12 protein-coding genes are annotated in these 14,397 nt (G+C 34.5%); 5 read left to right on the top strand and 7 right to left on the bottom strand.

Annotation, left to right across the window (positions count from 1 at the left end; genetic code table 11):
• Positions 1-173: 173 nt before the first annotated feature.
• Together OEW74_RS02940 and OEW74_RS02935 are read right to left on the bottom strand one after the other, a co-directional pair.
• Entirely contained in the window at positions 174-593 is a 420-nt protein-coding gene (locus OEW74_RS02940; protein ID WP_265427074.1) for an SH3 domain-containing protein, read from the bottom strand.
• A gap of 6 nt (positions 594-599) precedes the next feature.
• Positions 600-1,091 (bottom strand): BON domain-containing protein, encoded by a 492-nt coding sequence (locus tag OEW74_RS02935; RefSeq protein WP_265427073.1) that lies wholly within the window; start codon positions 1,089-1,091, stop codon positions 600-602.
• Between the two features lie 236 nt (positions 1,092-1,327).
• Here OEW74_RS02935 and OEW74_RS02930 point away from each other — a divergent pair, with 236 nt between their 5' ends.
• The gene (locus OEW74_RS02930) at positions 1,328-2,860 is read left to right on the top strand and encodes a dicarboxylate/amino acid:cation symporter (protein ID WP_265427072.1); all 1,533 of its coding nucleotides are present in this window, start codon (positions 1,328-1,330) and stop codon (positions 2,858-2,860) included.
• Between the two features lie 18 nt (positions 2,861-2,878).
• On the opposite strand, the gene OEW74_RS02925 is transcribed toward OEW74_RS02930, so the two are convergent.
• Positions 2,879-3,193: a hypothetical protein gene (locus tag OEW74_RS02925; RefSeq protein WP_265427071.1), complete on the bottom strand. Its 315-nt coding sequence runs from the start codon at positions 3,191-3,193 to the stop codon at positions 2,879-2,881.
• Positions 3,194-3,296: 103 nt separating this feature from the next.
• Between OEW74_RS02925 and OEW74_RS02920 the strand changes: the two genes are divergently transcribed.
• On the top strand, positions 3,297-4,010 hold the full coding sequence (locus OEW74_RS02920; RefSeq protein WP_265427070.1) for a phytanoyl-CoA dioxygenase family protein: 714 nt from the start codon (positions 3,297-3,299) through the stop codon (positions 4,008-4,010).
• A 193-nt stretch (positions 4,011-4,203) separates the two neighbouring features.
• A complete protein-coding gene (locus tag OEW74_RS02915; RefSeq protein WP_265427069.1) occupies positions 4,204-5,031 on the top strand; it encodes a lamin tail domain-containing protein in 828 nt (275 codons plus the stop codon).
• Between the two features lie 85 nt (positions 5,032-5,116).
• On the opposite strand, the gene OEW74_RS02910 is transcribed toward OEW74_RS02915, so the two are convergent.
• Positions 5,117-7,918, bottom strand: coding sequence for a GH92 family glycosyl hydrolase (locus OEW74_RS02910; protein ID WP_265427068.1), 2,802 nt, complete (start codon positions 7,916-7,918; stop codon positions 5,117-5,119).
• A 126-nt stretch (positions 7,919-8,044) separates the two neighbouring features.
• Between OEW74_RS02910 and OEW74_RS02905 the strand changes: the two genes are divergently transcribed.
• A complete protein-coding gene (locus OEW74_RS02905) occupies positions 8,045-9,148 on the top strand; it encodes an Mrp/NBP35 family ATP-binding protein (protein ID WP_265427067.1) in 1,104 nt (367 codons plus the stop codon).
• Positions 9,149-9,190: 42 nt separating this feature from the next.
• Positions 9,191-9,439 carry a NifU family protein gene (locus OEW74_RS02900; RefSeq protein ID WP_265427066.1) on the top strand — a complete coding sequence of 83 codons (249 nt, stop codon included), beginning with the start codon at positions 9,191-9,193 and terminating at the stop codon, positions 9,437-9,439.
• A gap of 193 nt (positions 9,440-9,632) precedes the next feature.
• Here the strand turns inward: OEW74_RS02900 and OEW74_RS02895 are convergent, their stop codons facing one another.
• The 3 genes from OEW74_RS02895 to OEW74_RS02885 all read right to left on the bottom strand — a co-directional run bounded on the left by OEW74_RS02895 (position 9,633) and on the right by OEW74_RS02885 (position 14,328).
• Complete coding sequence (locus OEW74_RS02895) at positions 9,633-10,325, bottom strand: barstar family protein (RefSeq protein WP_265427065.1); 693 nt, start codon at positions 10,323-10,325, stop codon at positions 9,633-9,635.
• A gap of 31 nt (positions 10,326-10,356) precedes the next feature.
• Positions 10,357-11,169, bottom strand: coding sequence for a hypothetical protein (locus OEW74_RS02890; RefSeq protein WP_265427064.1), 813 nt, complete (start codon positions 11,167-11,169; stop codon positions 10,357-10,359).
• Positions 11,170-11,271: 102 nt separating this feature from the next.
• A complete protein-coding gene (locus tag OEW74_RS02885; protein WP_265427063.1) occupies positions 11,272-14,328 on the bottom strand; it encodes a choice-of-anchor I family protein in 3,057 nt (1,018 codons plus the stop codon).
• Positions 14,329-14,397 lie beyond the last annotated feature (69 nt).

The following is a 14,397-nucleotide window of genomic DNA, read 5'->3' as shown; positions in this document are numbered from 1 at the left end:
TACACAGATAGTGCTCCTCCAGAGTACTTTATAAAAAAGTCTATTCTAAGATTTAATGGTATAACTTAAAAATAAGTCAATTGAAGACTTCTTTTTTGGTGGATGATTAAAGTAACACACAAAAAAACATCTCCAAAATGGAGATGTTCATATTTAAATTTTTTCGATTGAAATTAAGCTTTCAAATACCTTGAGTAAGCGTAACCTTCCTGTCCATCGGCAGTTTTTACTTTCCACCAATCGTCTGAAGTTTGCTCCACTAAAGTTACAGAAGCTCCTTTAGCCGCTTTTCCTACAACTGCAGCTTCAGTAGAAGGCTCTTGTCTGATGTTCAGATTAGATTCTTCAGTAGCAACCGTAAGATTTGCACCTGCAGCAAGACCTGCAACCTGCACGTCGATATTAATATCTGAAGCAGAATACGTAGAATCAATTGCTCCTAAAGCATTCCAAACTGCGTCTTTTGCAGCGGTGTTTGATGCATTTCCGGAAACATAAAGAATTCCGTCCTGCTCCTGAACTTGTAGATTTGAAATTCCTGCAGACTGAGCAGCAGAAACTACACCTGAATATTTATCTTGTAATGTGCTCATCTTTAATTATTTTACGACTAAGTTATTGTTATATTTTCCGATTTTTAAAGCATCCACAGATTCTTTAATTTTTCTGGCCTGAGCTGAAGATACATTTCCTGTAAGTGTTAATTCGTTGTTTACAACTTCTACTTTTACAGAAGGGAAATCTTTAACAGCATCCTGTACTTTTTGCTGAATCATAGGATCTACTGCTGATGCAGTTTCTACAGGCGGTGGTGGAGGTGGAACTGATTCTACAGTTGCCATATCATGCACATCTTTTACTCCTTTAATTTCTTTTAGAGATTTGATAGCTGCATCTTTTTCAGCCTGAGTGGCAAAGGTTCCGCCAAGATGGGCAACTCCTTCTTTTACCTCAATAGTTGCAGTAGGACTTGCTGCTACAACAGTTGTTGCCTGAGTCTGAAGATCAGCATCAGAAACTTTCTTTTTACACGAAATAGCTCCAAATGATACTGCCAAAGCTAGGGCAGACATTGTGATTGTTTTTTTCATAATTAAGATAATTTAATGTTTTCGTTAGACTCAAATGTAACAATAAAATCTATACCAATTATCTAAAAAAAGAATAATTCTCAAAAATATTTTGTTTTAAGTTTTTCATAATCTGAGGTTTAATTTTTTCATAATCTGAGGTTTAATTTTTTTTGAATGATGAAATTGTAACGCCTCGAAACAAACTTTTAACCTCAATTATAAAACTATTATATTTGTGGCAATTGATAATAGATATGAAAGGACAAAATAAACTATTTATTGCCATCATTGTTTCACTTATTTTGGGTGTAATAATTGGAGGGTACGTTCACAATTTCGGTAGAGGGAATGAAATTAGAATGAACACCGAAAAAATAAATAATGATAACTCAAACTTTGATGTTGTTTCTTTTGTAGGAACAGACAACATACAATATAAACAGAAAATAACGATTGTAAAAAATGAAGCAGAGGCTAAATTATTTTATAAAAACAATCCAAAAACTGATATTCAACCTGTTGTAGAAGGAGCAAAAACTGTTTTTACACCTAAGGTTATCAGTAATAAATCTGATGTAGATTTACTTTCTGTGAAAAAAACTCAACTAGGTAGGGAAACATCAATTGACAATATTGTTTCATTTTCTGAACTGATCAAACTTCTCGGAACTATTTTCATCAGACTGGTTCAGATGATCATTGCGCCTTTGGTTTTTACAACCTTGGTGGTAGGAATTGCCAAAATGAGCGATATCAAAATGATTGGTAGAGTAGGGTCAAAAGCGATGCTTTGGTTTATCTCTGCATCTCTAGTTTCTCTTTTCATAGGTCTGATTTTGGTAAACTGGCTTGAACCGGGACATGTGACCAAACTTCCGATACAGGATGCTGCGTCTGCAGAAGAACTTTTAAAATCAAGTAAAGGTTTTTCTATGGAAGATTTTGTAAAACACGTTGTGCCTAAAAGTATTTTTGAAGCTTTTGCAACAAATGAAGTTCTTCAAATCGTAGTTTTCTCGATTATGTTTGGGGTGGCTTTGGCTAATTTGGGTGACGAATATTCGCAGCCTGTTATTAAATTATTTGATGTGGTTGCTCATGCGATTCTAAAAATGGTGGGTTACATCATGTGGTTTGCACCACTTGGAGTTTTAGGTGCAATTGCTGCCGTTGTCGCAACGAATGGTTTTGAAATATTTAAGGTATATGCCATTTATCTGAGAGACTTTTTCTTTGCGATTGCCGTTCTGTGGCTTGTTTTATTGATTGTAGGATATTTAATCTTAGGAAACCGTCTTTTTGATCTATTAAAAAGAATTAAATCACCTTTGCTGATTGCTTTTTCTACAACAAGTTCGGAAGCTGTTTTTCCTAAATTAGTTGAAGAATTAGAAAGATTTGGCTGTAACAATAGAGTGGTATCATTTATTTTACCTTTAGGATATTCATTTAATTTAGATGGAAGTATGATGTACATGACTTTTGCATCGATCTTTATCGCTCAGATTTACGGAATTGAAATGTCTATCGGACAACAAATTACTATGCTTTTGGTGTTAATGTTAACTTCAAAAGGTATTGCCGGAGTTCCAAGAGCGTCTTTGGTAATTATTGTTGCCACTTGCTCTATGTTTGGAATTCCACCAGAAGGAATTGCTTTAATTCTTCCTATCGACCACTTCTGCGATATGGCGAGAAGTATGACCAATGTTTTAGGGAATGCTTTGGCAACTTCTGCCGTTTCAAAATGGGAAGGGCAGCTTGAAAGTCATGGTGGAGATATGTAAAGTATCAATTTAGATAAGCTAATAAATGGTCAATAGTGAATTTTTAATCTTCATTATTGACCATTTTTTTATTTTGAAGCTTTTTCCCGCTTTCCATTGTATCTTTTTGGTTACGGGTTCCGCTTCGCTCCACCCGCAACCAAAAAGGATGTCATTCCAATCGAGGCTAGGGTTGCAGTCATTATTTTTCAGTATAGAAATAAACACAAAGTTTGTCATTCTGAAAGAATCCAACCATGAATCTTTAATACTATCATTAAGATTTCTCCGTAATGATAAATATTGTATTCCTTTGCTGAGTGGAACGCCTTTGCGAACGAAAAATATTTTCAAACATTTAAAAAAAATCTTTGCGATATTTGCGTTTAAAATAGATTCTTCAATCCGCTATACTTCTTTCAAAATGATAAACATGTGGAAATAAAAACTTATAATAATGAATTTACAAAATCATAAAAATCTAATTCAGGAAAGTGGCTTCACAGTAATCAACAATATTTTTTCAGACGAAGAAATTGAAAAAATAAGCGAAGTCATTCAAAATATTGATACTTCAAAAGAAACGTTCAGAAAATCGGAAGACCTTTTTGCAATCAGACAATTTTTAAAGGAAATTCCTAAAGTAAAAGATTTCATTTTTAATGATAATTTAAAAGAGATCATTAAAAATATTTTTGGAGAAGAGTATTTTGCCGTAAAAAGTATTTATTTCGACAAACCTGAAAGATCAAACTGGTATGTTGCCTATCATCAGGATTTAACCATTTCTATTGATAAAAAGATTGAACTAGAAAATTTCGGACCATGGACAACCAAACAGAATCAGTTTGCTGTACAGCCGCCTTTAAATATTCTTGAAAATATCTTTACCATCAGAATTCATTTAGATGATACCGATGAAAATAATGGCGCTTTAAAAGTTGTTCCCAAATCCCATTCAAAAGGAATTTACAGACCCGAAACTATCGATTGGAATGTGGAAACAGAAAATATCTGCAACGTAGAAAAAGGTGGGATTATGATTATGAAACCTTTGCTTCTTCATGGTTCAAACCGAACAACAAACGGAAAGAAAAGAAGAGTAATACATATAGAATTTTCAGATAAAGAACTTCCTAAGGAATTAAATTGGTCTGAAAGAATGAATTAATATTGTTAATAAGTCTTTAAGTATTTCAAAAAAATACTAAACGGTCACAAAAAAATTCACTGATCACACCTATCAATGTAAAAATCGTTTAAAAAGAACACCTACTTACCACCTATCTCGTAGAAATGCCGATAAATAGCTAATTATTAACCTTGAAAAATCATACTTTTATCAAATTAATAATACAAAAACTATGAGAAAAATCTTTACAATTTTAGGGGTAGTTGCCCTAGCTATGACTTCAAAAGCTCAAGTCGTAATCAATGAAATTTATACAGGAGGCGGATCGGCTGTTGTTACATCGGTATATAAATATGATTTCATAGAGTTGAAAAATATAGGTGCTACAAGTGTGACACTTACTGGTGCTTACTTAAAATATGCAAGCAGCACGGGAAGCTTTTCAGATAGCCATGCAATACCAACTATAACTTTAGCTCCCGGACAAATTTATTTGGTTCAGGAAGGTAATGCAGGAACAAAAGGAACAGATTTGCCAATAACACCAGATTTAATAGGAACTTTAAATCTATCAACGATAACAGGGAAAGTTGCACTTACATCTGATGCTACTGCACCTACTTCCCCTACAAGTACTAATGTTTTAGATTTTGTAGGTTACGGAACCAGTGCTAATCAGTTTGAAGGAGCGAGTTATGCACCTGCACCATCTAATGCGCTGTCTATTTCAAGAATTTCTGGCGACACCAATAATAATGCTGCAGATTTTGCTACGGGAACACCAAGTCCACAGAATTCTTCTGGTGCTACATTAGGCGTTTCAGATGTTAAAAATGTAAAATCATCATTTATAAAAAATACTCTGGTTAAAAACAATGAGATTGTTTTTGGAGAAAAAGTAAATCGTGTACAAATCTATGGTATGTCTGGTCAATTGGTGAAAACCATTGTTTCTTTAAAAACAAATAGTATTAATGTTGCCGATTTACCAAAAGGAAATTATATCATCACCGGAATAATAGAGAATCAATCTGTTTCTCAGAAAATTATGAAGGATTAGAATGATTTATGTTCAGTTAAGTTTAGGAGAAATCCGCCCCAGTTATGGAGCGGATTTTTTATAATTCAAAATGATCTTAAACTTTTTATTTCACAGAAATTTCATCCACAAAAACATAAGCTTCACCACCTGCGCCTTGATGCCATTCCGGAAGTTTTCCGAAGTGATACGCTCTTACTTTTACATATCTTGCTTCAGTTGGAAGAACCGTTGTTCTGAAATCTTTTACCTGAACATTGATATCTTTAGGATCGATGTTATTTTCTAAAGCTTTCAGTAAAATGAACGTTTTTCCGTCCATTGAAGCGTAGTATTCTACTTTTTTAGGCATTAAAATCCACGCTCTGCTGTCCTGTAAATACGTTGAAGAAATTTCATTGATCTGCTGTGGAGATTTAAAATCAATAATTGCTTCCACTGTTTGACCTTGGTAACCTTGCCATTCACCTTTTCTCCAGTTGACATCTCCGTTGATTCCGTCAATAATTGCCAATTTTCCGCCTGCTGTATATTGTGGATTTACGGTTGAATTAATCGTTACATCCCAATGATTTGGTCTTCTGTTGAAGTTGGATGTAGTAATTCCGCTTTTCTCACTATTTCTTTCAGCATACGTGGAAACCTGTGTTGTTTTGTTGATAGTGAACGGTTCTTTATACACTTTAAAAGTTTTTCTTACATTTTTATCATCATCATCCAAAGTCATGTAATACACTTTATCTTTTTCATTCAGCGGAGTGATTTTTACCTGAGTGGTAAACTCAAAAAGACGATCTGCACTGATAACAGGTGAAGCAGTCTGTTCTGCATATTTTAGGTCTTTAATCGGTTTCACGTTTTCAAAACCTAAAGTTTTAAGCTCACTTTTCGGAGTGTTTTTTGTGATGATTCTTGTCGTTCCGTCTTCTAAATGCAGTTTAACCTCATCAAAATATGGAGTTACTGTTTCCCATTCAGCTTTCCCTGGAGTTACAGAATAAATTCCCATTGAGCTTAAAATAAACCATGCGCTCATTTGTCCGCAATCTTCATTTCCGATCAACCCATCTGGAGTATTTTTGTAGAAATTATCAAGAATAAATTTGATTTTTTCTTCTGTTTTCTGAGGCTTATCAACGAAATTATAAAGATAAGCGATATGATGACTCGGCTCGTTTCCTTGTGCGTATTGTCCAATCAATCCGGTAATATCTACCTGTTCTCTACCTGTTGTTTTATCTGAAGCTGAGAAAATAGCATCGATAAACTGTTCAAATTTTTCTTTTCCGCCATGAGCCTGAATCAATCCCGGAATATCCTGTGGAACAAAGTATGAATAATGCCAAGAATTTCCTTCAGTGTAATTATTATTGACTTCACTCGGGTCAAAAGGTTCGTACCAGTTCCCGTTTTTTCTTGCCTGCATAAAACCGTTCTTTGGATTGTAAAGATTTTTCCAGTTCTGAGAACGTTTCATGAAGTATTCGTAGTCTTCTTTCTTGTTTAAAATTTTCGCCATTTGAGCGATACACCAGTCGTCATAAGCGTATTCTAAAGTTTTAGAAACACTTTCGTGCTCATCATCAATGCTGATGTAATTTTTCTGTTTGTAAGCATTTAAACCAAAAATATCCTGCATCGCCGAATTTTTTGAAGCTTCAAAAGCTTTTTCATAATCAAAACCGGTAATTCCTTTTGCCATTGCATCTGCAATTACAGAAACTCCATGATAGCCAATCATACATTCGGTTTCGTTAGAAGCTAATTCCCAAACCGGAATTCTTCCGCCTTGTTCACGTTGCTTGATGAAAGTATTCACAAAATCTGCGGTTCTTTTTCTGTCGATTAAAGTCATCAAAGGATGCGCTCCTCTGAAAGTATCCCAAAGTGAGAAAACAGAATAATATCCAAAATCATTTGCTGTGTAAAATTTGTTGTCTCTACCACGGTATTTTCCGTCAACATCCATATTGATATTCGGTTGCGTGAAAACGTGATACATTGCAGTGTAGAAAATTGCCAGCTTGTTTTTATCGCTAGATTTAACTTCAATTTTAGAAAGTTCTTTATTCCAGTCTGCAATTGCCTGGTTCTGAATTTCACTGAAATTATTTGATTTTCCTTCAGCCAACATATTTTTTGCTGCTCCTTCATAACCTGTCGGAGAAATCGCCACTTTTACACTTATTTTTTCACCTTTTTTTACTGATGAAGTAAATGCTAAAGCTAATTTAGTTCCAGAAAAAGTATTGTTTTCGTTTTTACCGTTAAAGCTTTTGCTTGAAACTTTCATCGGTTTTGAAAACTCAATTCTCGCATAAATGTATTGATTGGTTGCCCAAGCTTCACTTCTTCTGAAAACCTCAATCGTTTTGCTGTCAATAATTCTTACTTCACCTTCCAGAAGTTTATCTCTGTGATTTAAGTCTAAAATAATATTTGCATTTCCGGCTTTGTTGAATTTATATTCGTGATAACCGACTCTTGCGGTGGTCGTCAAACGAGCATCAATATTATGTTTATCTAATTTTACTGAATAAAAACCCGCTGTTGCCTTTTCGTTTTTATGAGAAAATTTTGATGAATATTCTTTTGGTGTTAATCCGGGTTTCCCCATTGTAGGCATCAGCATAATATCACCGTAATCTGAAACTCCGGTTCCGTTTAAATGGGTATGAGAAAATCCGTAGATTACAGAATCGGAATAATGATAACCGCTGCAACCATCCCAACTTCCGTCAATTCTTGTGTCCGGAGAAAGCTGAACCATTCCGAAGGGTACAATCGCACCGGGAAAAGTATGTCCGTGACCGCCCGTTCCGATAAAAGGATTTACATATTGCGAATAATTTTGTGAAAATGAATTATGAGCAACTAATCCTAAAAGAACGAATATTATTTTTTTCATGGATATAATTTAAAATCGCCCCTAAAATACATAAAATTTAGGTTTGCAAAAGAATTTATCTATCACCATGTTTATTGATTCTAAATAGCTAAAATTTCCGTAAATTTGCATTCAATTTATATTTTTATGTTGACTAAAGAAAAGGTTCAGGATTTCCTTAAAGAAATAGAAGTAGATGACTTGGTAACTAATTTTCAGTTGATGGGGAATGACGTTTATATCGATATGACGGCTCATTCACCGGCAATGCACGAAAAGAAAAAGCTTGAGGCAGCAATGAAACAGGCGTTTGCAAGTGAATTTGGTGAAGAGATTAATTTAAAACTTAAAATAGTTTCTCCGGAGCCGAGTGAGGTTCAGCTAAGTCAGATCAAAGGAAAACAAATTCCTGGAATTCAAAATATTATTGCCATCGCATCCGGAAAAGGAGGAGTTGGTAAGTCTACAGTTTCTGCAAACCTTGCGGTAACTTTAGCAAAAATGGGCTTTAAAGTAGGTTTATTAGATGCCGATATTTACGGGCCATCTGTTCCTACAATGTTTGATACAGAAGGTCAAAAACCAATTTCTGTAGACGTAAACGGAAAAAGCTTAATGAAACCTATCGAAAATTACGGTGTGAAAATGCTTTCTATCGGATATTTTTCAGGAGCCAATCAGGCGGTAGTTTGGAGAGGACCAATGGCTTCAAAAGCTTTGAACCAAATGATCAGAGATGCAGCTTGGGGAGAATTAGATTTCTTATTAATTGACCTTCCTCCGGGAACGGGTGATATTCATTTGTCTATCATTCAGGAAGTTCCGGTAACAGGAGCAGTAATCGTAAGTACACCTCAACACGTTGCTTTGGCAGACGTTAGAAAAGGTATTGCCATGTTTAATATGGAAAGTATCAACATTCCTGTTCTTGGATTGGTAGAAAATATGGCGTATTTTACACCGGAAGAATTACCTGACAATAAATATTATATCTTTGGAAACCAAGGTGCGCAATATTTAGCTGAAGATTTAAATATTCCTGTTTTAGGTGAAATTCCTTTGATTCAGAGCATCAGAGAAGCTGGAGATGTAGGAAGACCAGCAGCTTTACAGGAAGGTTCTAAAATCGCTGAGATCTATACAGAAACTGCGAAGAAAATGGTAGAGAGTTTAGTAGAAAGAAATAAGTTTCTTCCGCCAACTGAAGCCGTGAAAATATCAACAATGGCTGGTTGTTCACCAAAAAAATAATTAAAATAATTTCAAATACATTTTTGAAAACCAAACCCAAATATGGAGACAAATACAACACACGAAGACACTGTAACCCGAGTAATGGAAGCTCTGGAAAGCATTCGTCCGTTTTTGAATAAAGACGGCGGTGATATTGAGCTTTTGGATGTAAAAGACAATACTGTTTTTGTAAAACTTTTAGGAAACTGTTCTGGTTGCTCTCTTAATTTCTCAACTTTGAAATTAGGCGTAGAAAATACTATCAAACAGCACGCTCCTGAAATTGAGAAGGTAGTAAATGTAGAGTAAAAAATAAGACAATATATTTTTTGAAGGCAGATCTTGAAGGTCTGCCTTTTTTTTATGTTTTTAAACCTTGTCAAGGTTATTAACCACATGAAAGTTAACCTTGACAAGGTTGCCTCTAAATCAATAGGAGCGGGCTTTAGCCCGCTCAAAAATCAAAAAATTCATTTGGCTTTAGCCAAAACTTATTGCAGGTTTATTTCAACATCAAAATCTTCAAATATTTGCAGAATTTCGATTTAAAAAGTTTCTTACTTTTCTGATGGTTTTTCCAAGTGAGTTTTTCAATTGAGTTAACTCCAAAACCACCTCTCATACAATCGTAAAGAGCCGGAATGTTTCTTCCAAAATATCCTGCAACTCCATTGATTTCTTCACCAAGCGTACAAAAGAACTCATCAAGATTATTAAAATGATCTCCGTTGATTTCTATTATTAGATCTTCTTTTGAAGATTCAGTATTCATATTGTTTAAAGCAAAAACTAACCAACCTTGTAATTCATTCTTTTCAAAATTTTTCCAAATATTTTTATCATTAATTTGGTTATTCATCTTCATTTTCCAGGCTTTATAATAACCTTTTGGTTGATGCCAAACATAGCCGCTCAAACTGAGATTATTCTTATCTGATTTTGAAATTTTAATATTATTGATAAATGTTCCTGTAAGAATTGAATTATTCTGATCTAAAAGATAAATGCAACCGTGATTGTCAGAATTATCAATTGCTTTTTCTATTTCTAATTTTAATCGGGTAGGATTTTCAACATTAATTAACCTAAGTTTGCGAAAACCAAAATTGGTTTTATTGCTTTCGAGATTTTTTACATTCTCAATTAAAGAAATAATTTGTGGTTTTTCGAGGGTATCAAGAGCGAATGCAAACATATAATTGTTTTTTAATAGCTAATTTATTAATTTATATTTCCTGTAAGACTTTAATACATTTTTTCAAATCAGATAACCATTCAGTATTAATATCTTGGTCATGTTTATATTTTTCATAAATATTTATAATGAGTGGAAGATATTGTTCACCATTTTTAATATTGAGTAAAGTATCAAAAAATAAAGTGCCGAAATTTTCCTTATAAAGTTCGGAAAGTATTAATTTTTCGACTCTCTGGTCATTCCGATTTGCAAGACCTTTTATTGCTTCCTGTCTAATCTGATCATTATTTGATAAAGAATTTTTATATAAAATACCCCTAATCTCTTTATTATCTGTCTCTATCTGTGTTCCTAAGCCGAAAGTTGCCCAATCTCTAATTTTTAAGCTTTTATCCTGAGCCAGCTCTATGAGTATATCAATTGCTATCTTTTTTTCAACTCCAAGCAAAGAAAACGTTAAAGCATATCTCACATCTGTTGATTTTGAGTTTTTAAATTTTTCTAAACTTTTAATATGTTTTATTTTTAAATATTCATTATTGTGTCCTATGGCGAATAGGCTTGTAAGAATTAAATTTTCGTTATTAGATGTTTCAAAAAAATTAAAGATTTTATCAAACATTTTGTGAATAAAACTCTTTCTATTTTTCCCAAGCTGAGATAAAATATCAATTCCAATTTGTTTAGATTTTAAATCTTCAGAATCAATGAGAAGAATGCATTCGGAAATCATCTCTTGAGTGGCAAATTTTCTGAGTTGTGAGATTTGATTCCAATAATTATTATCAGTTTTTGCTTTATATGCTTTTTCAAATAATTTGATTGTTTCCGGAGTGTTCATGTATTTACTAACGACTTTATGTAAAAATAATGAAATTTAAACCAACAAAAAAGCCCCGGAAAAAATCCGAGGCTACGAAAGTAAATTATTAAGTAAAAAAAATTATTTCACGATGAATCTCTTCACTTCACCTTCTGAAGTTTTAATTAAATAAACTCCGGTGTTTAGTTTTGAAGTATCGATGGTTAATGCGTTTTTCTCTTTTCCAATAAGTTTTCCGCTCATATCGTACAACTCATAACCTTGAGCTCTGTTGAAATAAAGAGTGTTTCCTTTGTTTACAGGATTCGGAAAGATGTTGAAACTTGCTTTTTCAGGTTTTACTTCACCTGTTGCTAATGATGCAGAAGGTTGTACTTCATACATCGATAAAGTTCCGCTGATTTCGTTTGCAACGATGACGTAACCTTTGTTGGTCGTCGTATTCTCTGGAGCAATATAAATAATTCCTTCCGGACCGTTGTCTCCACCAAATGCAGAAGTTGATCTTGAGTGTTTGTAATCTGCAAAAGTGACGTTGTTTGGATTGGTTACGTTGTAAACCATCACACCTCCGGTTCTTTCCAAAGTAATGAATGCAAAAGTTTGTCCGGCAATGGTTCCTAAAGTTACACCTTCCGGTTCAGGACCTTTTGCGCGGCTTCGGTTTTTCGCTCCGTTGGCTTCGTTATCTGCATTAAAAATCAAAGGGTGATTGGCTGCGATATATCTTTCAAATCTGTCTCCACTGTCGTAAACGATTTGTTTGGTATCTGCATTGAAAATTGAGAATGACCTTGTTCCCAAAGCATGAATTTCTTCAAAATCTGCGTCTCCGTCTGTATTTCCGTTTACATTGGTCACTCTGAATCTTCCTAAATTATGTGAAGCTTTTAAAACAGAAGCATTTGGGAAAATGGTTGAGTCTAAAGTATAACCATTTGCTCCAACGGTTGTTCTTTCGCTGAATCCACCTAAATCTTTTTCGTCACCTTCGTTTGCGGTAACCAGATAATTGGTGTTTCCAACTTTGAAAGAAGCCATTGCATCAGGATTGTAATACGCTTTTACAGGCCAGTTTGCGATAAGAATTTCTCCGTTGTTGTCTGAAGCGTCAAAGCCGTTTCCTGGAAGATTCATATCTTTTTTACCCAATCCCCAAATATTTCCTAAAGTATTGTTGCTAAGATTTACTTCGATAATTCCGTTGTTTTCCTGGCAAGAAACCCAAGCTTTCTGGCTGTCTGGACTGATGGCAATGTATTCTGGCTCAAGATCCTGCGCCAAAGTGCTTGTAGACTTTACCTTTCTTCCACCTGAACTGATAAATGCAGCTTCCTGGCTGTTGTAGCCTGTGAAACCAAGCGTAGTAACATTTGACTGAGTTAAATTATTAATTCCACCTGAAATATCAATAATACTTATTGAACCTTCAGGATCTACCGTATAAGCATCGTTTGGTTCGCCTTCATTTGCGGTCATTACTTTTGTTCCGTCCGGGGTAAATGTAATCATGTCCGGTAAAACTCCTACGGTAACTTGTTTTAAGAAATTTCCATTGATGTCGAAGAAAACTACCGATCCGTTTTGTTGTGCGTTTGTTCCGTTTGGAGAAGCTACAGCAACAAGTCCGTTTTTCACGGCGATGCTTGTAATTCCGCCATAAGGAGCCATATTTACAGTATTAATTACTGACGGAGCTAATGGATTAGCAAAATTAATAATATCAAAAACATCCGTTAAAGAACTGATGGTAAATAATTTTTGAGTTGCAGGATCATGAACTACAATTTCTGTTGAACTGTTATTATTTCCTGAAGGATCAAAACTTCCTATATAATTTAATGAAATTTGGTTAGAAGGAACGGGAGCCGCTTTATCATTATCAATAATATATACTGTTGATGAAGTATCTCCTGAAATCGTTGTTCCTACTGGATTTTCTAAACCTAAAACAAAATATTCTGCCTGTTGCTCCTCCAAAGTATCATCAAGAATTGGAATATTTACAGTTACGCTTGTTGTAGAAGGCGTAATGTTGATTGTTTGGCTTGTAAAGGTAAAATCACTGCTGTTTGCGGTGTTGAAAGAAGCCGGTTTCGCAACCAAATTTACGGTTGCATTGGAAGGATTGGTGACATTTATTTTAAATGCTAAAATTCCTGCATTTTCATTAACCTTAATTAAAGTTTTATCTAAAGAGATGCTTGTTCCAGCTGTTGTGAAAATACTAGAAGTTGCCGTTGTTATCGCATTGTCGCTTGTATCTTCCACCATATTTGGCTTTAAAGCTAAATAATAAGCCTGATTTGGAACTAAACCTCCCGTAGGAATTACCGTAATTACATTATTGGCAAATGTTGTTGTAAACGGAACTGCATTTCCTGTAGAGTTTCCTAAACGTAATTCAATTAAGCTTTGTGCATTTGCAGAAGTAATTGCAGAGTTGTCGATTAATCTTACGTTTTCATTAAAAGTAATCGTTGGATTTACTGTTGTAGAAGCGTTATTGACGTTGTTTGCAGGCAAATAGGCAACAGTTGGTGGAGTAGTATCAGTTCCGCCAACTGAAGTTGCATCTAGCGTGAAATTATCGAAGCGGTTATTTCCAACAGCTCCGCCACTGCCTTGAGTAAACTCAACTTTTAATTTAAAATTTGGGTTATTTGAAACTCCTGTAACATTCGAAAAGTCAAATGTGATGAGCTGCGGATTGGCATCCTGTGAAGTAACCGTTTGATACGGTACAAAAGTAGTTCCGTCTAAAGAATAAGACCAGTTTTGATTTCCTGCACCCGAACCTGATCTTCTTGTAGAAAATTTCACCACAACATTGTTATAACCTGTCGTTGGCAAATTAAATTGTACATTTCCGTTGATTGGATAATTGTATCTCAAATGCGTTCCGGAAGCATCTCCGTTTCTTGCATTAAAATTATCTACATTAAAGTTTTGTGATGTTCCGCCAGCAAAATCAATAAAAGTATCTGTACTTCCTGTTCCTGTAGAAGTTGCTGTGATAGAACCATTCAAAAGTGTTGAAGTAGGTGTTGTGATGGCAGCAACAGATGCATTATTATTAAAGTTCCAATAGTGAACTAATGTGCTTTGCCCTGAAACTGCGCCATGAAATAAAGCGGCAATCGGTAATAAGCCTCTCAAAAGGTATTTGTTTTTCATTTTTACTAATTTATTATTTGTGCAAAAATGAAGATTGTACGTTGTGAGGGTTTTAAGCGAATTTTAAGA

The sequence above is a fragment of the Chryseobacterium sp. YIM B08800 genome (assembly GCF_026163565.1).
Classification (GTDB): Bacteria; Bacteroidota; Bacteroidia; order Flavobacteriales; family Weeksellaceae; genus Chryseobacterium.
This window is presented reverse-complemented; position numbering and strand designations above follow the sequence as displayed.

Bases quoted from the DNA above. Each gene is read 5' to 3' on its own strand.
- OEW74_RS02915 (WP_265427069.1), top strand. From the start codon at position 4,204: ATGAGAAAAATCTTTACAATTTTAGGGGTAGTTGCCCTAGCTATGACT.
- OEW74_RS02900 (WP_265427066.1), top strand. From the start codon at position 9,191: ATGGAGACAAATACAACACACGAAGACACTGTAACCCGAGTAATGGAA.
- OEW74_RS02885 (WP_265427063.1), bottom strand. From the start codon at position 14,328: ATGAAAAACAAATACCTTTTGAGAGGCTTATTACCGATTGCCGCTTTA.
- OEW74_RS02940 (WP_265427074.1), bottom strand. From the start codon at position 593: ATGAGCACATTACAAGATAAATATTCAGGTGTAGTTTCTGCTGCTCAG.
- OEW74_RS02895 (WP_265427065.1), bottom strand. From the start codon at position 10,325: ATGTTTGCATTCGCTCTTGATACCCTCGAAAAACCACAAATTATTTCT.
- OEW74_RS02905 (WP_265427067.1), top strand. From the start codon at position 8,045: ATGTTGACTAAAGAAAAGGTTCAGGATTTCCTTAAAGAAATAGAAGTA.
- OEW74_RS02910 (WP_265427068.1), bottom strand. From the start codon at position 7,918: ATGAAAAAAATAATATTCGTTCTTTTAGGATTAGTTGCTCATAATTCA.
- OEW74_RS02930 (WP_265427072.1), top strand. From the start codon at position 1,328: ATGAAAGGACAAAATAAACTATTTATTGCCATCATTGTTTCACTTATT.
- OEW74_RS02920 (WP_265427070.1), top strand. From the start codon at position 3,297: ATGAATTTACAAAATCATAAAAATCTAATTCAGGAAAGTGGCTTCACA.
- OEW74_RS02935 (WP_265427073.1), bottom strand. From the start codon at position 1,091: ATGAAAAAAACAATCACAATGTCTGCCCTAGCTTTGGCAGTATCATTT.
- OEW74_RS02890 (WP_265427064.1), bottom strand. From the start codon at position 11,169: ATGAACACTCCGGAAACAATCAAATTATTTGAAAAAGCATATAAAGCA.